Here is a 19,220-nt window from a genome sequence, read left to right on the forward strand (position 1 = left end):
AAGACCTACCCTAATAATTCTTCCGCAATAATCATTTTTCTCACCTCAGTCGTACCAGCACCAATTTCCAATAACTTAATGGCCCGGAACAGGCGGTTAACCTCAGATTCCCAGATGTAACCACTACCCCCATGTACCTGTACCGCTAAATCCAACACCTTTGCTGAGGTATTAGCGCAATACATTACCGAGGCTGCGGTGCGTGCATGTATCTCACCCTGTCCGGCGTCAGATTTGTCTATTTCTGATGCTTCTTTCAACACTTGATGACAAAACGAGCGCATGGTTTCTACCCAGACATACATATCCGCTATATGAGACTGAACCATCTGAAAGCTGGAAATTGTTTTGCCAAATTGCTGCCGAGTCTTGACATAATCAACACTCAACTCCAGGGCTCTCTCTGCAATACCGAGACTAATTGGTGCAATCAACGCGCGCTCCAGATCCAGGCCGCTCATAACCACACGATGCCCCTGATGCAGCTCACCGACGATATTCTCTTTTGGAACCCGCACATTATCGAACACAAGTTCTGCCGTTTGGCTGCCTCGAAAGCCCATTTTTGTCAGCTTTTGAGCAACGGAAAATCCAGGCGTCGACGTCTCGACAACAAACGCGGTAATACCTTTACTGCCTTTATCTTTTTGTGTTTTTGCATATAAAAGACACACATCAGAGACGGGTCCATTAGTGATATAAAGCTTGGTCCCATTGATCACAAAAGCGTCCCCTTCGGACACCGCTGAAGTTTTCATCGATCCCAGAGCATCCGAGCCAGCACCCGGCTCCGTCAACGCCAAACAGCCAATGGATTCTCCCCGACACATGGCGGGTAAATAACGTTCTCGAAGATATTCACTGCCATTGATAAAAATGTTATTGGCACAGAGATTGTCATGCGCAATCCAGCTTAGAGCAAACGCATGATTCCATCGGGAAAACGCCTGCAGCACCAGACCGGCATCCAAAATCGACAAACCGGCACCGCCATACTGCTCGGGAATAGTCATCCCCATGAACCCCAAACGAGCCAACTCAGGCATTGCCTCCTTGGGCCAATACTCATCTGCGTCCATTTTTGAGGCTAAAGGATACAATTCCCTGCGAGCATAATGATCGGCATATTCCTGTAAAGCCACCTGCTCATCCGCCAACAAAAAAGAACCCATATTGAGCCTCACATATTTATGAATAGACTTTAATAAAAGAATAATATTGTAATATAAACATTATCTTACATTTGTTTTGAGTCTAACTCAATTATCTCATAAAGGGAAGAAGAGAAATGTTAGCCCAACTAATCCATCCATGATCAAGGGAAGTCCACGGGCGTCAACGATCTCAGCAATGATGCACAATCTGGTCCCTTGACTGCTAGAATTGAAATTTATGCCACGGCCTTTCCACAAGAGCTTAGTGTTGAACCTGGTGAGTAGTCCGAAACCCGAGTAAGGTGGTTCAACAGCTGAAAGGTTTAAACTGTTAACCACTATTTATTGTCAATGGGGTATTCATTTGATCGTTGAGAGGTCAACGTTAAATCCAGCCATGATCGGCTACCAGATACAACGCCTGCAGCAGAAGAAGTGTGCTAATGAAGCATGAAATTGGCGCACAACGAACAATAAGACCCATCAAAACTGAGGCTCTGCTCGTGGTGACCCGAGGGGCCACTAACCCCTATAGCTTCACCGCAGCGAAGCCCTCAACCTAGCTCTCTCGGTAGCCCTCTAAATACCCAGCGACGATGGAGTCAACAGCTCGCTGAATATCCTGCCGTGAACTATGATCAAATTTCATATGCGCTACCATAGTTGCACAGGCTAAAATCACTTTGCTGGCTATTTCACAATCGAGTTTCGGGTGTAAAGATCCGTCGCGCCTGCCACGCAAAAGTAATATCTTTAAGGTTTTTAAAACACGTCGCTGGAATTCCGTATACTCTTTCCACGCCGGCCCTTGCACATTAGAACTCCACTGCATCCAGATACGAATATAATCCGGCTTTTCATCAATCGCATCGGCGAACGCCATTAACATTTCGCCCACTGATATTGATGTAGCCTCAGCCGGATTCAGAATACGTACCTCTACGAAATCCTCAATTAAAAACCGGGTCACTTCCCCAATGACAGCGTTTATTAGGCACTCACGTGATGGGAAATAATGAAAGGTCGTCGGCACAGACACATTGGCCCTCTCAGCCAGATCACTATGACTGGCCTCACCAAACCCTTTTTCTGCAAAAGCGGACAACGCACAAACCAACAACTGCTGCTGACGCTGTTCCGGAGACATGCGTACAGCTCTTGAGCGCTTTGTGTGTTTTTCATTACCTTTGTGTTTTTCTGGCACGCCTTAGTGACTCCTAATGATACTATCCTATCCTAAGACAATATCAGAGAAGGTTACTGACCGTCTTCCATTAGGCAAAGAAAAAACCGGCTGGCTATAATAGCCAGCCGTAAAAGTGGAGATATCTATAAAATGATTACTGATTTTCTCAGTTGGGTATCAGAAGTGATACTTGGCCTCAACACCAAAAGTTCTCGGCTCCCCCCTGATCAGGTCGTCCGATAAAAATGATGAAGTATCAAAACCGGATACGTAGTAGGTCTTGTCGGTAACGTTTTTGCTCCAAAAAGACACTTCAAAGTCGGTAGCCATGTACGACAAACGCAAATCCACCAGGGTATAAGCTTCTTGCATTTGTGATGATTTACCAGGCCCGTTTTGACTGGTTTTCTGGTCGTTGAACGGATCAAACCAAATGTCATCCTGGTAACGGACAACCGAAGACAGCTCCAGAGTTCCATCACCCAGCTCCATGATTTCCCAGTTCGAAAAAACGCTCACTGTCGTAGACGGTGCAAACGGGAATTCATTACCGCCCAAATCCAAGCCGTTAACGATCACGCCGTCATCATATTCCGTATCCAGCAGACCCAGATTTACACCCAGGAGAAAGGTGTCTGTTACTATGGCTTCCATTTCTACTTCCAGGCCTTGCATAACGCCGGATGCATTGCGTAAAAAGCTGGTTGCCCCTACAACTTCTTGAACTTGTTGATCTTCGTACTCGGCCAGGAATAGAGTGGCGTTGAGCTGGATACGATCATCAAACAACCTGGATTTGACACCGATTTCGTAATTGTCCACAAATTCTGGCTCAACGAACGTAACTTGGGACACGGATTGAGAAGCCTTGCCGTTAAAGGTACCAGCACGATAGCCGCGACTGTAGCTGGCAAAAGCCATAATCGAGTCTGTCGCTTTGTAATCGACAATGAAGCGACCAGTATACTCATCCGATGCGCCTGTTAATGGGGCCAGCGTCTGATTCTGGTCCGGGGAGGCGTTGAGTGGAATGGCGTTGTATTGAGCCAATCCAGTAGTTAGATCGTAGAATGTAGAGCGTAAACCGCTTAATTCAAAGTCATCTTCGGTGTATCGCAGCCCCAGAGTCAGGGTGAGTGATTCAGTGACATCATGAGAACCTTCAAAATAGATCGCTTTAGATTCGCGTGACTGGGTGAACTGAGAAACAGCTCTAAAGCCTGAGGCGAGTAATGCCGGGTTACCAACAAAAGCTCCGAGTCCAAGTGGTGCTGGCGCAATGTAGGAATCTACGGGTGGGTTGAAGGATGGATAAGCTGACAGGCCTGCATCGGTCAGAGCATCTGCGAGCTGTTGAGCCAGAGGGTTGCTGGCGCCCAGAGCGGCAAACGTGGCTGTTGAAATGCCTGCAAGATCAGCTTGAGGTCCGAAAAAAGTTTCATCGTTAAGCGTCTTAACCTCATCTTCGCCGTAGTAGGCACCGACAATGATTCGGGTTCTGTCAAAATCCCAGGACAGGCGTATATCTTGATTAAATTGATCGAATTCAGAGTTGAAATCTACAAAACAGGCTTTGATGGGGAGCCCGTCACAATCTCTCGGTACACCCATGTCACCTTCCTGATAACCGGTAATCGAAGTCAGGGTCAGGTTGTCAGACAAATCCCAATTTACTGTCAGGCCGTAATCGTCTGCACTGGAAGAGTAGTGACCAGTTTGATCGGCAACGGCTTCGTCTTCGTCAGTGGCCCCAAACATTTCCCGGTTGTAGCCAAAAATATTGGCGTATTCACCCGTTGCATTGACCGGCCCGAATTCGTTGGTGATAGATGCTGCACCAATCGGGTTGGCTTCGCCGTGGGTGACAACAAAAGTGACTTCGACGGTATCCGTTGGGGTCCATACTGCCGTGGCGCGGAAAGCGCGATCATCAACTGAGGCAAAATCTTCAGAAGTGAGGGCGTCAACTTGTTTTGTCCCCGGTGCACCTAAGAGCAATTCCGGGATGCTCTGAATGGTTTTAGGGGTTTTGTTTTCGATATAACCGTCCCCCTGATTTTCGGTGACAGCAAGGCGTACAGCGAGTTTATCCTGAATCAATGTGGTTTCAGTTGCCGCCTCTACTGACCAGCGATTGTAATTACCATATTTTCCTTTCACATAGCCACTGAATTCGCCGACCTCACCCAATTGAGGCTTCACTGTGTGAACTGAAATAGCTCCCCCAGTGGTATTGCGACCAAACAAGGTTCCCTGAGGACCACGGATGACCTCGACTCTTTCAAGGTCGAACAGCTGCATTCCGTGGGTAGGCCGAAACTGTTTGTAGTCCTCATTAACATAGAAACCAATAGGGGAGGCTGCATTGGGATTGAACTCGTTGGCAACGCTAACTCCACGCAATGCAAAGTTAGGCTGTGTGCGTCCGAATGGTGAAGAGACAACGAGAGAAGGAACCATACCCGTCATTTCTGAGGTTTCTGTAATCCCCCGGCGTTCCATAGCGCTGGAATCAAAAGCTGTTACCGCCAGCGGAACATCTTGCTGGGATTCTGCACGCTTTGTAGCCGTTACTATGACCTCTTCCAATTCGAAATTCGCTTGAGCACTTAAAGCTAATAATCCACCTGACATAGCTGCAACTGTATGCATGAATTGTTTATTTTTTTTCATAAAACTCTCCTTATATTATTAACATTATTCTTATAAATTTAATTATATAGAGTAAATTTATATGCCATTTTTATTCAATCAAATTCAGCAAATCTTTAATCATTACAGGATCAGATCAAACAAACGTGGTTTAAATTGTTTCGTAAGCCCTGGCAGCCATTTCATTTAACGACAGCGTCTCGGATGCAATGTTCAACACAGCATCACAGCCCTTAGGCGGTTTTAAGTGCTTGGGGTTGTACCATGGCATAAATGCTTTCAGAACTCTTGGAAGCATAAACGTCGCCATACCAGTGTATGAACGAAACTTTCGCCAAAACCCTTTGAATCCACCGTCCACTCGACCAGCTTCAACATCCTGTTTCAACATATATTCACTAAGCGGCACAACGAAACCCAACAAGTGACTGGTAGCAAAAATGATGCCTCGAATACGACGCCAATAACTGCCATAAAGTGCTTCCACCACATTAAACGCACAACAACGGTGCTCGTATTCTTCCGCCAGATGCCAGCGCCATAAAGACAACGTCATCAAATCCACACCCTGCTCCGTCAAACGTTTATTGGCCTGTACCAGGAAATATTCTGCCAATATTGGACCGACCGTTTCGAACCCTTCTGCGTAATGCATACAGAAGTCCAAATCCATTTCTTTATCAAAACGTATGTAATCCGATTTTAATCGGTCAAGATGCTGGGTAATTTCCGGATATAGACCTGACTCCACGACTTTTTCATTAAACTTTAAATGCGCTTTAGTGTGGTTGGCTTCCTGTTGACAAAACAGCTCACAATCCCGGAACAAATCATCTCGACCTTCTGGTAAATGCTTTTTAGCTTGTGCTAAAGCACGTATCAGGTGGCCTTCCAGCATCGGCAAGCCAATACTGACGGCATTCCAGAATTGAGCTAACTCAGGATCCGATGGCAGCCAATCAATTCTTGCTTCAGAAAAGTCTGCCTCAATTTTTCTTACCACTAATTCACTGTCAGAAGTTCTCAAGGTATCAACCTCCATATAACTTTAAAAAATTAGGGCACCTTTAACAGCTACCTCGCATTTATCGAAGCCCTAAAAACGCCCTATTGACCAAGATATCAATAAATATATTTGCTATTGATACAATTATCAATAACTTTTTACAAAGAAATATTAGATCAGACGCCAAATCTATATTGACAAATATATCAATACAAGTAAGGATAGTATTAACTCGAATATCAATAGCATTATGTGACTAGATAATAACCCTAATAGAGCCAAAATCCGGGACCAGCTCACCCAAGCTGCACCACTCTTTTGGCACCTAAACATCTCAGCAGGAGTAATCACAATGCCCGTGCAACCCATTGACCACCCTCTAAACCTCACCATGCAAACAATATTAACGGTCGGCAGCTGGAGCTTAACTCTGGTGTTTCTGATCATGGCGGTTATAAAAGACAAACGTGATGGCTGTCCGTTTTACACATTATTGGTACTGGCAGGACTTTGCGGTGCCTACGCTGAACCACTCTACGATGTTGGCTTCATGCTGTGGTTTTACACTCCAGGCATTTGGTCCCACTTTACCGCGTTCGCGATACCCCAACCGAACTGGACCCATAGCGGTTATGTTGTTCTCTATTCCGGCACTGCGATGCTTATTGTGGAGGCCATACGCAATGGCCTTGATAGAACTGGGTTATTCAAGTGGTGGTTGATAGCACTGTCCATGTCTATGGCTTTCGAAATCACGGGGATTAATTGCGGTGCTTACACCTATTGGGGTCCTCATGCTTTCCGCATTTTTGATTACCCGCTGGTGATCGGTGTTCTGGAGGCTACACAAGTAATTTGCTACAGCGTCATTGCTTCCTTAATCCGAACACGGGCAACCAGTAACCTTCAATTTCTGGGGCTATTAGTGTTGTTCCCGTCGACCTTCTTTATGATAAATTTTGGGGTAGGCTCTCCGGTTATTATTGGCCTTCACTGGCCCACTGTGACCCCCTGGCTAGTGCAAGTAACCAGTATCATCAGCATTCTGGCCTCTATATACTGCGTTTATATCGCGTCTAAAGTACTACCCGCTACCAGAATAACGCCACAGGCTACCCCTCTGATGTCTTAAGTCATACACGTTATCCGATCAAAAGCCATCCCCTATTCCGCTAAGTGCCAGATTGAATGAAGCTCACATTACGAGCCAGATAAGCGAACTAAACTATGACTAGCATCACCCCCTTCACGGTTAACATTGAACAGCAACAGCTGGACGATTTGGCGTTACGACTGAGACTCACCCGATGGCCAGAGCAAGAAACGGTCATTGATTGGTGTCAAGGTGCGCCTTTAAAGGCGGTTAAAGATCTAGTGGATTACTGGCAACATGATTACGACTGGCGGCGCTGTGAGCGCAGACTTAATCAGTACCCGCAGTTCGTCACCACGATTGACGGTTTGCCTATTCACTTTATGCATATCCAATCGCCACACGACGACGCCACCCCCATGATCATGACCCACGGCTGGCCGGGTTCAATCATTGAATTTTTGGAGGTAATTGAACCACTGACCAACCCCACCGCCCATGGAGGGGAAGCGAGTGATGCCTTTCATCTGGTGATTCCATCGCTTCCCGGATTTGGATTTTCCGGCAAGCCGGTACACTCGGGCTGGAACCTTGAGCGCATTGCTAACGCCTGGATCACACTAATGGAACGACTGGAATACCGCCAGTTCGTCGCGCAAGGGGGCGATTGGGGTTCGGCAGTAACCTCGACCATCGGAAAAATTAACCCACCCTCATGCCTTGGGATTCATTTAAATCTTGTGATCATTAACCCTGTCTTAGTGGATATAGAAAACCTGACCCAACTTGAGCAAACCGCGCTGGCGAAAATGGAACACTATGAGCGATGGGATAGTGGTTACAGCAAACAGCAGTCCACCAGGCCACAAACCGTCGGTTATTCGCTGGTGGATTCACCGGTTGGGTTGGCCTCCTGGATATACGAAAAATACTTCGCCTGGACTGACAATAACGGCAAACCAGAAGACGTACTCAGTTACGATCAAATGCTCGACAACATTATGATCTATTGGCTAAACGCAACCGGGGCTTCATCTGCCCGCCTTTACTGGGAAAGCTTTAACTCTATTTTCACTGACAATATTGACATCCCTACTGGTATTAGTTTATTTCCCAAAGAAATATTTCTGACCTCTGAACGCTGGGCTGAAAAAGTCTACACCAAATTACACTATTGGAATGAATGTGAAAAAGGCGGTCATTTTGCGGCTTTTGAGCAACCCAATATTTTCATCTCTGAAGTAAGAAGTTCCTTCAGATCGATTCGTTAATAAACAAACTTAGGCTATAAGGTGATTTATGAACAAATGGCACTGCTTTATCTGTGACTGGACCTATGACGAGTCGATAGGTGATCCAGAATCCGGAATTGAGCCCGGTACAAAATTTGAAGACATTCCTGACGACTGGATGTGCCCTGACTGCGGTGTCGGCAAAGAAGATTTTGAACTTCTGGAGGAGTAGTTCAAGCTGAGCGATCAATAAAATATATAAAACCAAGAGGCTTACCTAATCAGGGAAGGTTTGCACATTCCGCTCATCAAGAATTCTGTACAAAGATTCACGTCCGGCATCCGCATCGGTAGACTTTATTGGTAAAATGAATACATCCAGTATCGAACATGTAGTCAGCCAGGATTGGGGCTTCATAACACAGCTGCTCCCGCAAGTCGATGGGGAGCATAGTGTGGTAATCAGGTGGGCTTGGCAATGGATAATCTATTCGAGTAATGCGGTAGTTATTAGATTGTGGAAGAGCCTACCAAAATCAGAGATTAAAAGTTTTTTTGAATATAAATAGATTATCACTCCAGTATTTCAACCTTAAAGAAGCATAAATGTCTCTTCAAAACCATGCATCATCGATGAAAAAAGATTCATCTGAAAATAAATTCAATTTCATGGAGCAGATAAATGCAATTTTATACTGAGTGCTTAACCGGCTGTTGAAAAACCCCAAAAATGAGACAATACCGCCATCGTATATCAGGTGAAGAACAATGCGCGGCGATTCAACTAATCAGGGTGAACTTTTCAGCTATGTCAGTCTGGAAGCCCGTATTCCAGACAATCACCCCATTCGCAAAGTACGCAAGATCGTCGATACCGCACTGGTAGAGATTGAACCGGCCTTTAACGATATGTATTCATCGGTAGGCAGGCCATCTATTCCGCCTGAACAACTGATTCGATCCATGCTGTTGCAGATCTTCTTTACTATTCGCTCAGAGCGACAGCTGGTGGAAAGACTGGACTACGACTTGATGTTCCGCTGGTTTGTAGGCTTGAGTATGGATGATCGCGTCTGGAATCACTCGGTATTTTCCAAGAACCGGGATCGTCTGATGCGGGACAATATTGATGAACTGTTCTTCGACGCTATTAAAAAGCAGGCGTACGCCAAGAAGCTGATGTCCCGTGATCACTTCTCCGTAGACGGAACCCTGCTGGAGGCCTGTGCGTCGATGAAGTCATTTAAGCCCAAGGAAGGATCAGACGATGATGATGGAGAGAACTTCCACGGCCAAAAGCGCAGTAACAGAACTCACAAGTCCACGACAGATGGCGATGCCAAACTGTATAGAAAGAGCGCAGGCAAAGAATCTCGCCTGTGCCACATGGGACATTTATTGACCGAAAATCGTAACGGCCTGATTGTTGAGGCGGAAGTCACAGAAGCCGGTACACGTCAGGAATGGGATGCGGGTACGACCATGTTGGCCGCTCAGGGTTCGCGTCCGGGAATGACTGTCGGTGCGGACAGGGGCTACGACACGGGAGAATTTGTCGATGGCTGTCGAGGCTTGACGATTACCCCGCATGTTGCTCAGAAGTCAGTTGGGAGTGTGATTGATGGCAGGACGACAAAATCCTGGGGCTATCGAATCAGCCAGATCAAACAAAAACACATTGAAGAATGCTTTGGTTGGATGAAAGAGTTTGGTCTGATGCGTAAACTACGCCATGTGGGACGGGCAAAGACCGCCTGGATTTTCCGATTTACGGCAGCGGCTTATAACGTAACCCGGCTGAAGGGGTTATTGGCCTGAATCTGGTCCAGAAAGGCTCGATTTTCGTCAAACAAAACCACTAACATGTTCAAAATATAAAATTGAACACAGCCGATGGTTTGAAACGGTCAGGAAAAGGAAATCTTCACCCCAAGGCGGAGTGTATTTACCGTTAAGAATTTACAGGCAGACTGTGTTTTTTCAACAGCTGCTAGGGTGCTAGGGGCTTGCCAGTCTGACACTCGCTCCGAAACCCCACCAGCAACAGTTGCCGCAACCACTCCGTCTGCCGGCCTTTCGGCAAGCGGTAGAGGCGCTGCAACACCACCGCCTCCAGTGGCACCCGGGTATCCAGGGAAAGCTTGAACTGTTGTTGGGGGCCAGTGGCCATTGCGCCTATGCATCAACCAGCGGGTCGCGATCCGGCTCCCCGTCCCGTCGAAATGCCGTCGGCCGCAGGGACGGCAATCGGTCACCCTGCAGGACCTCAATCGGCACCTCCCCCATCCGCGCCCGCTCAACACGCGGCGCACCCATCGACCGCTGCCCTTGAGTTGATCCAGGAGTGCATCGGGAATCGTCATGCCTACGTGCCGCAAAGTCATCGCGGTACACACCACTTGGTCGTAATCCGCCAGCAACTGCGCGGCCCGAAAGGCGTATGGGCTGGCAAACTGCAGCGAGACCCGCTGAGGCCGCTCAGAGTGGGCAATGCTCACCTCCAGCCCCTCCGCCGAGGCGATCAACGCCTCCAGCAACTGCTGCAATCGACACAGCTGGGCTCGACTGCCGGCAATGCCCTCTTCCACTTTCAGCAGCCACCAATCGGCGTAGGGGTCGTCCATCCTGGCGGCCTGCCACAGGGTTCGCAAGCGCTCGGCAAACCCCAGTAACCCCACGATGACGGGTTTACCCTCCTCGGCCCGACGCCCACGAATCAACGCCTGAGCCTGATAGGTCTGCAGCGTCAGCCAGACGTCACCCTGCAAGCCACCCGTTCTGGCCAGGTGCGCACTCGGTGGGATTGCGTCGAAATCGATGTCAGTGTCTGAACTCATGGTTCGTGCCCACAGCGGAAAATCTACGCCCTATGAACTCACGATGAAGGCGCGGGCTCCACACAAAATCCCGTCGGCGTGTGGTGTCCTTATCCGAAGGGATTGGTGACAGCGGAACCAAGGATACGCGGTGGTGACAGTGGAACCAGAGATACGCGGTGGTGACAGTGGAACCAGGGATACGCAGTGGTGACAGTGGAACCAGGGATACGCGGTGGTGGCAGTGGAACCAGGGTCCGCAGTGGTGACAGTGGAACCGTTCGCCGGAGCCACCGGCAGCTGACGCCGCTCAGGGCTTGCGATCCATCCCAAGCGACGCCCGCAATTTGGCCAACTGTTCCTCACCCAACGCTTTGGCACTCGATTGTGCCTGCGCATCCTCAAGGGTTTGCGGCTCGTCTTCGCACGACGGCACGTGCCGCACACGATCCCGTCTAGCTTCAGCCACCTTGATCCCCAGATTCGGCACAAATTCACCCAGCTCGGCCGACTTGCACAGTGAATGCAAAAATCGCAACTCGTCGTACACCGGCTTCATGCCCTTGTGCTCGGACTCCAACCGCCCCTGCAACTCATCGAGTACCGGTTGCCGGTCTTCCGGTGCGAGCATGGCCAGGTACCGATCGGCCAGGTGTTTTTGATTCTCCGACAAACGCGGTGGGTAGATCAGGGCTGTGGGTGTCGGTGTTGGTGTCGGTGTGGGTGAATTCTCTGGCCGCTGCGGAACCAGACAATCACGCCCTCGCGCGCGCGGATTTTGTGTAGTTGTAGTAGTAGTAGTTTTTTTATAATGGTTTTTACAACTACTACTACCGTTGTAGTGTGTTTCCGCCGCCTTTAAATTTTGAAGTCGGTTCCCGCCCTCCCCCGACACCACAGACGGTTTCAGACCCTGCAGGACGGCCGCCTGAAACGTAAAATAACGCCCGCCCGTGTCGTGCTTTCCCGTTGACGCCGACAAAACCTGCGCCGCCTGTAACCGGCGCTCCACCGCGGACTCCAACCCGCCCAGACTGCGTCCTTCCCGAATGTCCAGATTCAGGCTGTCGGACACTGCCTCGGCAACCCGCCGCACACGCGCGTGGTGATGGGTTTGGGCCTGTTCCACAAACGCCATGTACGTCTCATCCAGATAGAGCGCATCGACCAAGGGTAAGGGTTCGTCGTGAAGGATGTAGAGGTTGCGGCTGAAACGGCCGCTCTGCTGACGCACCTTGGCGCACTGGGTCAACCAGCGCGTCAGGCGCAGGATCGCCAATGCCCGGGCAATGGTGGCCGTGGAGGAGACGTTGGAGGTGCGGGCCAGGGTGTCGTAATCCGGGAACGCCGCGTGTCCCCGGGACTCGCTGGCGCAGAGCATGATCACCATCCACACCAGTTTGTCGACCGGCTCCAGCACCGGATCCTGGATAACCAGAGTCGGAATGGACTGATGCCAGTTGCCCACAAACAACAGGGCTTCCGGCCCGGACGCGCCGCCCGGGCGCTGACACGGGTGATTGTGGCTTTGATCAGCGCATCCAGCGCCAGGGTTGCCGGCCGCGGTCGAGTGTCCTTATCGGCCATTCCTGGCAGCCTGCTCGCCAGGGGAGCCCACGCCGTAGCTGTCCCAGCGTTGTACCAGTGCCCACAGAGAGCGCAAGCCAATGCCGGTTTCGTGGTGTAGGGAAAGGAAATCAGTGGCGGTTAAACTGCCGCCGTCCTGTTGCTGAAGCTGAGCTTGCCACGCGTACCACAGCGCATGAGTGTCAGCCTCACTCAATTCAGGCGGCCGCCCTACGGACGGGGCCAGGGTCAGCAATCGGCGCCAGCGGGTGTACTCGCGGGAGCTCACCCCGAACAACTGCTGCATCATTTCCAGCGGCGCGTCGGCCACCAACAGCGACCGTTGCAGCTCTTCCGATGCCCGCTGATGCCGCAAATGCTCCAGCATCGGCCAGAAGACCTCGCGGTTCAAACCGATGTGCAAACAGTGCACTCGCAGTGCGTCCGCGCGGTAGAGGTCCCCGAGGTTCATTTCTGTTAACGCATCGAGTTCTTTCGGGCCAAAGTTCATCGCCCTCAGTGCTTGCTGGTCGCCTTCCGCCAGACAGCGCATGGCGTACATAAGCACCGCCGTGGTGAGATCCGCTTCTTTACTCGACGACATCACAACTGAACTCATCCGCGGCCCACCCGCTGAGCCCGGTGTCGTAGGCCAGGCGCTTGATGGCCCGGTAGGCGCCGATCATGTGCCACCACAGCTGCCAATCCGACGGCGTTAACTGCTGCCACAGCAGACTGTTCAAATACGCGGGATCGGGGGTCCACACCCCACTGAACAGCAAACCGGAATCGTGCGACGACAACGCCTGATGCAGGACAGTCGATTCCTCAAGCTGTGGCAGCAACCGATCAACGGGGGCGACGGTCAATTCCGCACAGGCCGTGTGCCGCTCGTACAGTCGAAGCTGTTGGATGTACGTGTTCTGTGCCGGGATCAACGAACCCGACCCGGCCAGGCGATGCGCTCGATTGAGCACCGACCGCTGCTCTGGCGTAAGTACCGGAATCTCGCGGGCTTTACCGCCTTTGGTCCACGACGCCTTCAACCGTACACGATCTCCCTGGTCTGCGTATGCCGGGATGAACTTGATTGCTTCTTCCCTGCGCAAACCAAACACCTGTTGCAGCTCAAGGCTCATACGGATCCTGTCGTCGGATATTTTTGCCAGCGATTCCTCGTTGACCGAGACGGCCTTGGAATCGTTGCTGACAAACTGCCGATCTGGAATCCCGTAGAACGCATTGGATCTTGCCACCACATTCTGGCGATTCACCTTAGCCGCCCACCATCGCAAGCAACTCATCCGATTTTTGATTGTGCCAGCCGCCATACGCTCGCCAACCCAATGTGCCACCAAGGCGTCCACGTGTTTCGGCTTAAGTGACTGAGTCGTCATTCCTCGGTAACCCATACTGTGCAGTTGATTGGCGATTTGGTTGAGAGCAAACGCCCTATTGGCTTGGGTGCTGTAGCTCCCTTCACGATTGCGCTGACACAGTTGTTTCAATTGATAATTCAGGTCTTTCACAGTGCGACTCCAGTCAGGTAAGTGTTTTTGACCAACCAGCAGGCCTCAGCCTAACCAGCTCTGCAACAGCAGACAGTCACGGGGCACTACTCCCGTTTACAATCATATGCCTGATGACAGGCAACCCAACGGCTCTTCTGATGAAGATAACGCCAGGCCAATCACTGAGCTCGACGAGCCCATCTTGATGGTGAGTTTTCACCTCCGTTTAAGTAAGACGGAACCATCTGTCCGCAGATTGAAAGAAACCGCTCATTGAACGGCAGAATGGATGATCGGCTAATGACGAGCCGGGGTTGAAGTGGCTAATGCCACGCTAACTCATGGGCCTGAAAAGCCCATTTTGTGGTGAGTTTTTACCTCCTTTTAAGTAAGGCGGAACCATCTGCCCGCAGATTGAAAGAACCCGTTCAGTGAACGGCGTAATAGACGATCGGCTGCTTGTGAGCCGGGGTTGAAGTGGCTAATGCCTGGTTGAAGGAAGGACGTAAGCCCTGTGAGTGAAGAATCATTGAAGATGAGCTGCAGCCGAAGCTGTGCGTCAGTTAAGCTCGGTTGACGCGGATGCCGTTTTTGCTATTTACGATAGCGAGGTCGACCGCCTCATCCACATTACCGCTGTGGCCGCGTATGGAACCGTTTTGTGATAACTGGCGACAGTATAGTTAGACGTAATTAATACAGCATGTATAAATTCGACCGGAAACCCCCGCGGTTACGGGCCTTCCCGCCCTCGTCACTACCCCACTTCGTGTTGGCAGTGACGAGGGCTTCGCACGTTGCTTACGGCATTCAGACGTCAGAAGTAACCCAAAGCCAGTGGTTCCAGTGTCACCAGACTGGCGACACTGGAACCACCTTCACGGTTTATTCATCACCGCGTGATGGGATTTTCGGTTTTGTGGGGTTAATAGCCGCTTTAGGATGGTCCCACATTCAATGAGCAAGGAAAAATACTATGGACTGCAAAATACTAAGGCTAAAGGAGGTAGTTCTCATGACAGGGTTGTCGCGATCAACCATCTATGCCGAAATCGCTAAAGGGAATTTCCCCAGCCAGGTACAGCTGACCGGCAGTCGTTCTGTCGGCTGGCTTGAAAGCAAGGTTGTTCAATGGATTGAATCCCGGCTGACACATAAGGACTAACCCCCAAAATGCTGGGAAACATGACCACCATTTCGTCTTTCGCCCAGCGATCCAGTCGTTAATGGTGTGGGGTGCCTTACTGACCAGGAACAGTCAATATGCGTACTCCACCATTCCATCAGCGTGCGCCTGCGTTTTAGGTAGTCGGTACGGTTATACGCGGCACGAACTGAGTTTTTGTCTACATGAGCCAGAGCTGCTTCAATCACATCTGGATCAAAACCCTCCTCATTTAAAGTCGTGCTGGCCAAGGATCGCATCCCGTGAGCCGTAAGTCGCCCATGGAAGCCCATCCGCTTCAAAGCCACATTAGCGGTTGACGCATTGGCGTGTTTACGTGGATCTATATCGCTGGGGAATAAAAACGGGCTTTTACCACTAAGAGGCTCCAGCGCTTTCAGGATCTCGTTAACTTGGGGTGTTAGCGGCACCGCGTGTTCACGTCGCTTTTTCATTCGCTCAGCCGGGATCACCCACACCGCCTGTTCTTGGTCTATCTCGTCCCAACGTGCCCCCGACGCCTCCCCGGGACGGGTCATAGTATGGAGTTGCCACTGTATGAGGTAACAGGTGATAGGTCGAATATTCGCCCGCTGAAGTGTTTTCAGCAGCTGGGGTAACTCCTTGGGCTTAAGTGTGGGGTTATTCACGGCCTTGGGTGATTGGAAAGCATGGCGAATGCCAGTCAATGGGTTATTCGGCACCACCCCTGTATTCACACCATATACCATAATTTCATTAAGGCGCTGACATACACGCTTGACCGCCTCTAATTTGCCACTACCGGCCAGCAACCTTAAAGTTTCAATCACCATAGGTGCGGTTATTTTGTGAACAGGAACTTTGCCGATTTGAGGAATCACATGTTTGTTTAGTGAGCGAATAACATCCTCAGCATGGCCCGGTGTGATTGATGCTTTCTTGATTTCAAACCACTGATTAATCACACGCTCAAAGGTCAGCTCATTGGCCTCAAGTTGCAGTTTGATCTGGGCATCACGATGCTCTTTAGGGTCTATATCTTGGGCAAGCAGTACACGCGCGTCAGCACGTCGACGCCGGGCATCGGCCAATGAGACCTCTGGGTATGCTCCAAACCCCATGTTCGTGCGTCGCTTGGTGTAAGGTCTTAGATAATTGAACAGCCACAGCTTGGAGCCGCTAGGCTTGATTCTAAGGGCAAGCCCATCCCCGTCAGGTAAGTTATATTCTTTATCCTGAGGCTTGGCTTGATGTATTTGAGTATTGGATAGTGGTTTTACGGTTCGAGCCATTGATGTAACACCCATTTCAGCAACAGTCTTCAATGTTACTTCCAGTGTTACTAAAAAGGTCGGATTCAGCAAGTTACGATCAGACGACATAAGAACGAAAAAGGCCGTAAACCCGGGGGTTTACGGCCTTTTCGAGACATCCTAGAACACTCTAGGATCATAAAATGGCGGAGAGGGGGGGATTCGAACCCCCGAAGCCTTGCGACTTACACACTTTCCAGGCGTGCTCCTTCGACCACTCGGACACCTCTCCAGCTCTTGCGTATTTCGCTCAGAATTTTTAACAACTCTGTCACGCACGCCTGCGCAATACCGCATCATTTACCCTCAAGAAGCGGCTCATTCAGCGAGGGCGGTACTCTACACAAATGATTTCTGAAAGGCAACGTCATTTAGCCGGCCAAGGCAGAAAAAAATCCGCCACCTCCGGCGACGGCACCGCCTTCAATGGCGCGGCAGGAGTCCCCAGATAGATAAAGCCAATTAACACCTCGCCACCCTGCAGCCCGAGCCCGTCCTTTACCACAGGGCTTTCAACCATTGCCCCGCTGCGCCAGTAGGCCCCAACCCCCAGAGCAAACGCTGCATTGATCAGGTTTTGTGTGGCGGCACCCGCTGCAATGACCTGCTCAACCGGGGGAACTTTAGGGTGCTCGATATGTTTCGCGATAGCCGCCAGCACCAGCGGAGCCCGCAGAGGCATTTTCCGAAAACGATCTGCCTGTGCCTCTGAGAGCTCAGGATCATCAACCCGTGCAGCCTGAACATACAAGTCCCCCAAAGCCTTCAGCCCCTCGCCCTCAATTTCCAAAAATCGCCAGGGCTGTAAATTGCCATGATCCGCTGCGCGCATCGCGGCTTTGTACATCAAGACGCGCTGCTCAGCCGTGGGCGCGGGGATAGTTAACTTGCCGCAGGACACACGATTTAACAGTAAATCTATGGCTTCCATGAACACTCTCTTTCGGTTGTAACGTAAGTTGTATTTAGAAGTTGTTTGCCTACAGCCATATCAAACTGACCAAATAGCGACCAAACACCCCTCAAGGAGCGCCATTTTAACCATTACTTGCGTCAAGATGCGACACCTGCCCGGCGCCAATTCCCGGTCAGCCAATATCGATTGCAGAACCGCCAATACCAAGCCGCTTTTGGCCTATCCTTAAGAGGCTCTCCGACATCGTGAACACATCGACCAAAATAGAGAGGAAAAGCATGCGCTGGCGTGGCAAAAGGCAAAGTTCAAACGTGGAAGACCGTCGTGGCCAACGCGCCAGGTACGCCACTGCAGGTGCTGGCGGCGCCATGCTCCTGCGCTTCTTACCCAGAATGCTGGCCAGCAAAACCGGCAGGACCATTTTGATCGTAGGGGTGGCTACCGTGGTGGTGAGCCGCTTTCTCGGCATAGACATCTTACCCGTCCTCTTTGGCGGCGGGGCGACCACCACCACTCAGCAACCCCCTCCGGAACTGACCGCCGCTGAAAAAGAGCTCACCGAATTTGTCTCCGTCGTCCTGGCGGACACAGAAGACACCTGGAACGCCATTTTCAGAGCCCAGGGAAAGCAATACCAGGAACCCTCCATGGTACTTTTTTCCGGCCGCGTAAACTCTGCCTGCGGAGCGGCTTCGTCGGCAATGGGTCCTTTTTACTGCCCGGGTGACCGGCAAGTCTATCTCGACCTGTCCTTTTTTCGCGACCTCAGCCAGCAATACGGCGCCCCCGGGGATTTTGCGCAGGCCTACGTCATTGCCCACGAAGTCGGACACCATGTGCAAACCCTGCTGGGCATCAGTGATCAGGTCCGCCAATTAGGCCAGGGACGCAGCAAAAGCCAGGTCAACGCCCTGTCTGTCCGACAGGAGCTGCAGGCTGACTGCCTGGCCGGAATTTGGGGGCATGTGGCACAAACTGAACGTCAAATGCTCGACCCTGGCGATCTGGAGGAGGCACTCACCGCCGCAACCGCAATCGGGGATGATCGCCTCCAAAGACAGGCCACCGGCCATGTCGTCCCAGACAGCTTTACCCATGGCAGCTCCGAGCAACGGGTTCACTGGTTCCGTCAGGGCTTTGAGTCGGGGGAGCTGGTGAACTGCAACACCTTTGCCGCCGGCTCCCCCTAATCGGGAAATCTGACGGGCACGGAGGCAACAGCGCACACCGTATCGGCACAGCCGGCCCCAGCCTTATTCAAGCCGGCTCCAGTGCCATGCACAGCAACCTATCAGATGACCATCGGGCCTGCCCGCCCTGACGACACCACGCCCGCTCGTCCGCCACCCGCCTGCCAACCCGCCACCAGGTTCTTTCAACCCCATGGCAAGCTTCACTCAATCCCTTGAGCTGAAACGCCCAGGGCCTCACCAGTAACCGGTAAAACACAGCGTTAGACAAAACCCCGCAAAAACCCTAATATCGCCATTGAGCGAAGTGGAAATCCTCTATTATAACTTTTTAATCTTGAAGGACTCGTTTTTTGGGAGTCTCGTCACTGAACTGTCGCTCCTTACCGCGTACTAATGACATCAAAGGATTCAGCCTGAAACACAACCAGCAGGCCA

At 50.9% G+C, this 19,220-nt stretch carries 15 protein-coding genes, 1 tRNA gene and 1 pseudogene; 6 read left to right on the top strand and 11 right to left on the bottom strand.

What is annotated here, in order from left to right; genetic code table 11:
* Positions 1–5 precede the first annotated feature (5 nt).
* The 4 genes from G8770_RS04300 to G8770_RS04315 form a co-directional block, all read right to left on the bottom strand.
* A complete protein-coding gene (locus tag G8770_RS04300; protein WP_167182139.1) occupies positions 6–1,172 on the bottom strand; it encodes an acyl-CoA dehydrogenase family protein in 1,167 nt (388 codons plus the stop codon).
* A 541-nt stretch (positions 1,173–1,713) separates the two neighbouring features.
* Entirely contained in the window at positions 1,714–2,358 is a 645-nt protein-coding gene (locus G8770_RS04305; protein ID WP_167182142.1) for a TetR family transcriptional regulator, read from the bottom strand.
* Positions 2,359–2,517: 159 nt separating this feature from the next.
* Positions 2,518–5,013 carry a TonB-dependent receptor gene (locus G8770_RS04310; protein ID WP_167182145.1) on the bottom strand — a complete coding sequence of 832 codons (2,496 nt, stop codon included), beginning with the start codon at positions 5,011–5,013 and terminating at the stop codon, positions 2,518–2,520.
* A gap of 130 nt (positions 5,014–5,143) precedes the next feature.
* On the bottom strand, positions 5,144–6,019 hold the full coding sequence (locus tag G8770_RS04315) for a metal-dependent hydrolase (protein WP_167182148.1): 876 nt from the start codon (positions 6,017–6,019) through the stop codon (positions 5,144–5,146).
* 331 nt (positions 6,020–6,350) lie between these two features.
* Here G8770_RS04315 and G8770_RS04320 point away from each other — a divergent pair, with 331 nt between their 5' ends.
* The 4 genes and pseudogenes from G8770_RS04320 to G8770_RS04335 all read left to right on the top strand — a co-directional run bounded on the left by G8770_RS04320 (position 6,351) and on the right by G8770_RS04335 (position 10,141).
* Entirely contained in the window at positions 6,351–7,130 is a 780-nt protein-coding gene (locus tag G8770_RS04320; RefSeq protein WP_167182151.1) for a hypothetical protein, read from the top strand.
* A gap of 95 nt (positions 7,131–7,225) precedes the next feature.
* Positions 7,226–8,362, top strand: a complete 1,137-nt coding sequence (locus G8770_RS04325) for an epoxide hydrolase family protein (protein ID WP_167182154.1) — start codon at positions 7,226–7,228, stop codon at positions 8,360–8,362.
* Between the two features lie 28 nt (positions 8,363–8,390).
* Positions 8,391–8,549, top strand: a pseudogene (gene rd, locus G8770_RS04330) (rubredoxin); the annotation flags it as partial.
* A 542-nt stretch (positions 8,550–9,091) separates the two neighbouring features.
* Complete coding sequence (locus G8770_RS04335; RefSeq protein WP_167182160.1) at positions 9,092–10,141, top strand: IS5 family transposase; 1,050 nt, start codon at positions 9,092–9,094, stop codon at positions 10,139–10,141.
* Between the two features lie 89 nt (positions 10,142–10,230).
* Here G8770_RS04335 and G8770_RS04345 read toward each other — a convergent pair whose 3' ends face one another.
* The 4 genes from G8770_RS04345 to G8770_RS04360 form a co-directional block, all read right to left on the bottom strand.
* Positions 10,231–11,160 carry a PFL_4669 family integrating conjugative element protein gene (locus G8770_RS04345; RefSeq protein WP_208022035.1) on the bottom strand — a complete coding sequence of 310 codons (930 nt, stop codon included), beginning with the start codon at positions 11,158–11,160 and terminating at the stop codon, positions 10,231–10,233.
* 289 nt (positions 11,161–11,449) lie between these two features.
* Positions 11,450–12,607 carry an STY4528 family pathogenicity island replication protein gene (locus G8770_RS04350; protein WP_208022036.1) on the bottom strand — a complete coding sequence of 386 codons (1,158 nt, stop codon included), beginning with the start codon at positions 12,605–12,607 and terminating at the stop codon, positions 11,450–11,452.
* 108 nt (positions 12,608–12,715) lie between these two features.
* Positions 12,716–13,324 (bottom strand): DUF2857 domain-containing protein, encoded by a 609-nt coding sequence (locus G8770_RS04355; RefSeq protein WP_208022037.1) that lies wholly within the window; start codon positions 13,322–13,324, stop codon positions 12,716–12,718.
* Positions 13,296–14,234, bottom strand: a complete 939-nt coding sequence (locus G8770_RS04360) for a phage integrase N-terminal domain-containing protein (RefSeq protein ID WP_167182166.1) — start codon at positions 14,232–14,234, stop codon at positions 13,296–13,298. The genes G8770_RS04355 and G8770_RS04360 overlap by 29 nt, the downstream gene beginning before the upstream one ends.
* A gap of 958 nt (positions 14,235–15,192) precedes the next feature.
* Between G8770_RS04360 and G8770_RS04365 the strand changes: the two genes are divergently transcribed.
* Complete coding sequence (locus G8770_RS04365; RefSeq protein ID WP_167182169.1) at positions 15,193–15,381, top strand: helix-turn-helix transcriptional regulator; 189 nt, start codon at positions 15,193–15,195, stop codon at positions 15,379–15,381.
* Here the strand turns inward: G8770_RS04365 and G8770_RS04370 are convergent.
* The 3 genes from G8770_RS04370 to G8770_RS04380 all read right to left on the bottom strand — a co-directional run bounded on the left by G8770_RS04370 (position 15,378) and on the right by G8770_RS04380 (position 17,607).
* Positions 15,378–16,745, bottom strand: coding sequence for an integrase domain-containing protein (locus tag G8770_RS04370; protein ID WP_279537088.1), 1,368 nt, complete (start codon positions 16,743–16,745; stop codon positions 15,378–15,380). The genes G8770_RS04365 and G8770_RS04370 overlap by 4 nt on opposite strands.
* A gap of 75 nt (positions 16,746–16,820) precedes the next feature.
* Positions 16,821–16,908, bottom strand: a tRNA-Ser gene (locus G8770_RS04375).
* A gap of 135 nt (positions 16,909–17,043) precedes the next feature.
* The gene (locus tag G8770_RS04380; RefSeq protein WP_167182172.1) at positions 17,044–17,607 is read right to left on the bottom strand and encodes a nitroreductase family protein; all 564 of its coding nucleotides are present in this window, start codon (positions 17,605–17,607) and stop codon (positions 17,044–17,046) included.
* A 263-nt stretch (positions 17,608–17,870) separates the two neighbouring features.
* Between G8770_RS04380 and ypfJ the strand changes: the two genes are divergently transcribed.
* Positions 17,871–18,782, top strand: coding sequence for a KPN_02809 family neutral zinc metallopeptidase (gene ypfJ / locus G8770_RS04385; RefSeq protein WP_167182175.1), 912 nt, complete (start codon positions 17,871–17,873; stop codon positions 18,780–18,782).
* Positions 18,783–19,220: the final 438 nt, after the last annotated feature.

Origin of the sequence: Pseudomaricurvus hydrocarbonicus (assembly GCF_011602365.1) — a bacterium.
Classification (GTDB): Bacteria; Pseudomonadota; Gammaproteobacteria; order Pseudomonadales; family Cellvibrionaceae; genus Pseudomaricurvus; species Pseudomaricurvus hydrocarbonicus.

What these genes read in the sequence shown, in the direction of transcription:
- G8770_RS04300 (WP_167182139.1), bottom strand. Translation starts at nt 1,172, where the DNA reads ATGGGTTCTTTTTTGTTGGCGGATGAGCAGGTGGCTTTACAGGAATAT.
- G8770_RS04310 (WP_167182145.1), bottom strand. Translation starts at nt 5,013, where the DNA reads ATGAAAAAAAATAAACAATTCATGCATACAGTTGCAGCTATGTCAGGT.
- G8770_RS04320 (WP_167182151.1), top strand. Translation starts at nt 6,351, where the DNA reads ATGCCCGTGCAACCCATTGACCACCCTCTAAACCTCACCATGCAAACA.
- G8770_RS04325 (WP_167182154.1), top strand. Translation starts at nt 7,226, where the DNA reads ATGACTAGCATCACCCCCTTCACGGTTAACATTGAACAGCAACAGCTG.
- G8770_RS04335 (WP_167182160.1), top strand. Translation starts at nt 9,092, where the DNA reads ATGCGCGGCGATTCAACTAATCAGGGTGAACTTTTCAGCTATGTCAGT.
- G8770_RS04345 (WP_208022035.1), bottom strand. Translation starts at nt 11,160, where the DNA reads ATGAGTTCAGACACTGACATCGATTTCGACGCAATCCCACCGAGTGCG.
- G8770_RS04355 (WP_208022037.1), bottom strand. Translation starts at nt 13,324, where the DNA reads ATGAGTTCAGTTGTGATGTCGTCGAGTAAAGAAGCGGATCTCACCACG.
- G8770_RS04365 (WP_167182169.1), top strand. Translation starts at nt 15,193, where the DNA reads ATGGACTGCAAAATACTAAGGCTAAAGGAGGTAGTTCTCATGACAGGG.
- G8770_RS04370 (WP_279537088.1), bottom strand. Translation starts at nt 16,745, where the DNA reads ATGTCGTCTGATCGTAACTTGCTGAATCCGACCTTTTTAGTAACACTG.
- G8770_RS04380 (WP_167182172.1), bottom strand. Translation starts at nt 17,607, where the DNA reads ATGGAAGCCATAGATTTACTGTTAAATCGTGTGTCCTGCGGCAAGTTA.
- ypfJ (WP_167182175.1), top strand. Translation starts at nt 17,871, where the DNA reads ATGCGCTGGCGTGGCAAAAGGCAAAGTTCAAACGTGGAAGACCGTCGT.